Origin of the sequence: Chryseobacterium gambrini (genome assembly GCF_900156825.1) — a bacterium.
Taxonomy (GTDB): Bacteria; Bacteroidota; Bacteroidia; order Flavobacteriales; family Weeksellaceae; genus Chryseobacterium; species Chryseobacterium gambrini.
Genome location: NZ_FTOV01000032.1, coordinates 1 through 3,763, shown reverse-complemented (window position 1 = coordinate 3,763; position 3,763 = coordinate 1). Strand labels below are relative to the sequence as shown.

Genomic DNA, 3,763 nt, shown 5'->3' with positions numbered 1-3,763 from the left:
CCTGCCAGTAATCTGTTCACTCCATCATAAACATAGCCGTATCTTCTCAGGTTGTCTCCTGTGGTTGTTCCTGTTCTCCAGTCTACTTCCGCAATGTTGCCGTTGTATTTCGGTTTTACTTTCAGAGTAGAAAAGTCTGTATTGGGTGTTTCAAGCCCTTCCACTTCACTGTATTTTACTTTGTATCCAAACAGTTTTCCGTTAAGATTTGCCGGATTATTGATCTTGGTCATCCATCCGCGGGTGTTGTAGGTGTAATCGATTCATCGTGCGTTAATATTTCTTTTGCCAAGAATTTTTTAAGGCTGTCTTTTTGCTCATTTGCCATAGCCTTTAATTTTTCAATTGCTGTTTGTTTATCCATGATGCGATTGATTTACAAAAAGTTAATAAAAATGAGATTCTATCGTAGCAATAATCAGTGTTAATATATTACAAAGTATTTTAGCAGAACGATAGGCAAAATCAAATCTTTTTATTCTATAAAATGATGATTTACAACAGAAATTGTATTTCGATCGTACTAAAAACCACTGCGGATTGCAGTGGTTTATTTTAGGTTTTAAAACTTTAAAGCCAATATATTTGGAACATTAAAATGTTCTGATCAAAATTACATACCATAAATCTTAGGTTGGCAATTTTTACAGATAATAGTTTCACAAGTTATTTTATCCATAGAAATAGGATTGTGTATCATATCTGCGGTTTTACTATCAATGTAATAAAAACTTAGGTTTATACTGTAGATTTCTCCAACATAATTTAAAATTTCTTTATAATTCTTCGGAGTAAAACTATTTAATTTGACCTTGCCTAATATTGTCCCCTTTTCTACAATATCATTTTTTTTAAGAACAACATCTTTCATTAAATCATAAATAATAACCTGATTATCATCATATATTATTGCAATATAATCTAATTCACTACCAACATCAACTACTTTACCATTTACAATTGATCTTACTATAGCATTCTCATTATTAGTTACAATAGTTAAATCAACAGGAGTTATATCAGGATTATCCTTTAAAAAAGTTCCTTTATATACCTGTTGAGCCTCATTATTTTTATAACCCTTTATAATTTTTCCTCCATCTATAGGACAATTACAGGATTGAGAAAATACTTGTTGAAATAAGCTGATAAAGAAAAATATATAACAAGTTTTCATTTTTAAAATATTTAATTAATTCCCTTTGATAGTTTTTTTAATTTCTGCTTCAATTTGTTTATTTCTTTGGTTTTGATTTTTAATAGAATCTGGAAGAGTGTAATCTTTTACTTTTGTTTTCGATAATGGTCCTTCTGTAACAACGGGTTTTATATCATCATAACTGTTTCTTACGGCTACACCATTATTTGATGCAGTTTCTGCTTCTACAGCTTTATATTCAGATAAAGAACTATTAAAACCTTCAATAGGGGTTTGATCGTATACGTCAAGCGATACACCTTCATCTACACTCCAAAGATTAAAATGGTTAAGTTCGTGAACTAATGAAGATGCTGGTGAAAGTATTTCTCCTGTTGTTAATCCTTCCCCTCCCAGAGTTGGATTCCATTTAGTTGTTTGATCCGAACTATTAAAAACAGTCACTGAAGATTCTACTAGTTGAGTCGTTTTAGAATTATTTAACGCATCAACCACATCCTTTTGGGTGCTCATAGCATTTAAAGCCTGATATGCAGATTTAACAAAACTATTGTCAATCCCTTTTAGTTTTTGAATATCATTAACGGATGATAACCGTATTGATTCATTATTTCCATACTTAATTACAATATCGTTAACACCACGACCATCAGGATCTATAAATCGAATAGGATTGTTTACAGCGTAATTATAAACAGAATGCCTTCTGTACTTCTCCGCGAGCGGATCTACGACGCCCCAACGTCCGATGTCTGCCATATAGAATCTTGCTCCATAATCATACATGCCCGTCTCCTGCAATTCCTTCCCATTGTACTTGTAATTCTTATACGAACTTGATCCAAAGAAAGAATTTCCACTTTTTAGGTGATTCATTCCGAAAGGATAATAATCATTAGCATCCACAATTTCTAGAACTCCTGCGCTGTTTTTCCCAAAACTTACCCTTGTATTTCCCAAGTGATCTTTATACTGGTAAATATATTGATTATTTCTGCAAAATTTATTAACATAAAAAATAATACTCACTACTAAAATTTAAAGACTTCTTTAATAAAAATGCAGCTTTATTATAACACAAAACCCACCGCAATTGCGGTGGGTTCTTTCTTGTTGCTCACGGATTATAAATCCGCGAGATCAGGAGTTGTCATTTCTGCCTTTGTGGCAGCTGCTTCAGGAGATCGGATGGTTTATTACAATTCACTCTATTTTTTAAATTATCAATATAATCCTGAACTTGCTTCTTTCTTTCTTCTTTGGTAGTTTTTCTGTATTTATTTCCTAACGTAATATTGAGAGTTGTTTTTTCTTTTTTATTAATATCAAAAATTATTAACGAAGAGTAACCAATATTTTCTGAAAAATAATTTTTATTATCTTCAATATATCTTAATTTATCGCATAAACCAGAATTTATCACAAAATTGGAAACCTGAATGGAGTCCTTAATATCAATACTTTCTTTAGTGCTTAATTTGCTGGAATTGCATGAATAAAACAATAATAAGCAAACACTTAAAAATAAATTCCTTTTCATTATTGTATTTCATTAAGGTTAATGTTCCCTTTTTTCTCTTTAGAAGAAACTACATTTCCATTTTGATATACAACAACCCTATGCATTTGGTTACCATTTTTATCAGTGAAGTTTTGATAATTAGTAAAACTCATTGTTTTAGTATTTATATTACCGTCTTTATTTTCTCCTGATTTTACTCCTTGTATTTCATCTCCTTTAGTAACTGCCATAGGATGTACAACGTCATAAGCATTATCTTGAGATAAACTTGCTACCTCAGGAACATTCTGTGCCAAAAAAGATTCATATGCTTCATGAAAAATATCCGTTGATGCTAAATTGTTTTCAGTTGCAGCATGTTGTACATCCCATAAATCGACAGTGTTTTGATATTTTTTACCATCATCTCCTAAAGAAATATCAAATCCACCTATTAAGGTTTTACTGCTTTTCTCTGTCAATGATATTGTAGTTTTAGAACCTGGAGCGAGTAGCATACTATATGCATCATATAATCGTTGCTGAACACCAGAAAGAACAGCTCCTTCTGCAAGTACAAAAGATACCAATCCACTCTTATCTATATTTACTGTTACATTATTTCCAAAATCATTTTGGATAATATTTTTAAATATATCAAATACTCTTTGTTGATCTCCAAAAGTTGTAACTATTAAATCCTTACCATCAGGATCAATAAATATTATGGGATTATTAGCTGTATAATTATAAGGAGACATAGAATTGTATTTCTCTGCTTTCATATCCACCACACCCCACCTTCCGATGTCAGGCATATAAAATCTTGCTCCGTAATCATACATGCCGGACTCCTGCAATTCTTTACCGTTGTACTTGTAATTCTTATACGAACTTGATCCAAAGAATGAATTTCCACTCTTCAAATGATTCATTCCGAAAGGATAATAATCATTAGCATCCACAATTTCTAGAACTCCTGCGCTGTTTTTCCCAAAACTTACCCTTGTATTTCCCAAGTGATCTTTATACTGGTAAATATATTGATTTTTTATGTAATCGTAAAATCCTTCTGAAGTCGGCAAAAACTGCAGTTCAGAATT

Annotated in this window: 6 protein-coding genes; all 6 read right to left on the bottom strand. The window is 31.5% G+C overall.

Translation table 11 applies throughout. The annotated features are described in order from the left end of the window. On the bottom strand, positions 1–233 hold a 233-nt coding region (locus tag BW951_RS22120; protein WP_139326246.1), incomplete at its 3' end, for a hypothetical protein. Beyond that, positions 230–364: a hypothetical protein gene (locus tag BW951_RS23160; protein WP_262487847.1), complete on the bottom strand. Its 135-nt coding sequence runs from the start codon at positions 362–364 to the stop codon at positions 230–232. The genes BW951_RS23160 and BW951_RS22120, both read right to left, overlap by 4 nt. A gap of 249 nt (positions 365–613) precedes the next feature. Continuing rightward, a complete protein-coding gene (locus BW951_RS22115) occupies positions 614–1,177 on the bottom strand; it encodes a M23 family metallopeptidase (protein WP_076396842.1) in 564 nt (187 codons plus the stop codon). 15 nt (positions 1,178–1,192) lie between these two features. After that, positions 1,193–2,188, bottom strand: coding sequence for an RHS repeat domain-containing protein (locus tag BW951_RS23210; RefSeq protein WP_333781129.1), 996 nt, complete (start codon positions 2,186–2,188; stop codon positions 1,193–1,195). Positions 2,189–2,309: 121 nt separating this feature from the next. Further along, positions 2,310–2,699: a hypothetical protein gene (locus tag BW951_RS22105; RefSeq protein WP_139326245.1), complete on the bottom strand. Its 390-nt coding sequence runs from the start codon at positions 2,697–2,699 to the stop codon at positions 2,310–2,312. Further along, the coding region (locus BW951_RS22470; RefSeq protein ID WP_139326244.1) for an RHS repeat domain-containing protein at positions 2,699–3,763 on the bottom strand (1,065 nt) is incomplete at its 5' end. The genes BW951_RS22470 and BW951_RS22105, both read right to left, overlap by 1 nt.

Excerpts from the sequence above, each read along its gene's own strand:
- BW951_RS23160 (WP_262487847.1), bottom strand. The coding sequence starts at position 364 with ATGGATAAACAAACAGCAATTGAAAAATTAAAGGCTATGGCAAATGAG.
- BW951_RS22115 (WP_076396842.1), bottom strand. The coding sequence starts at position 1,177 with ATGAAAACTTGTTATATATTTTTCTTTATCAGCTTATTTCAACAAGTA.
- BW951_RS22105 (WP_139326245.1), bottom strand. The coding sequence starts at position 2,699 with ATGAAAAGGAATTTATTTTTAAGTGTTTGCTTATTATTGTTTTATTCA.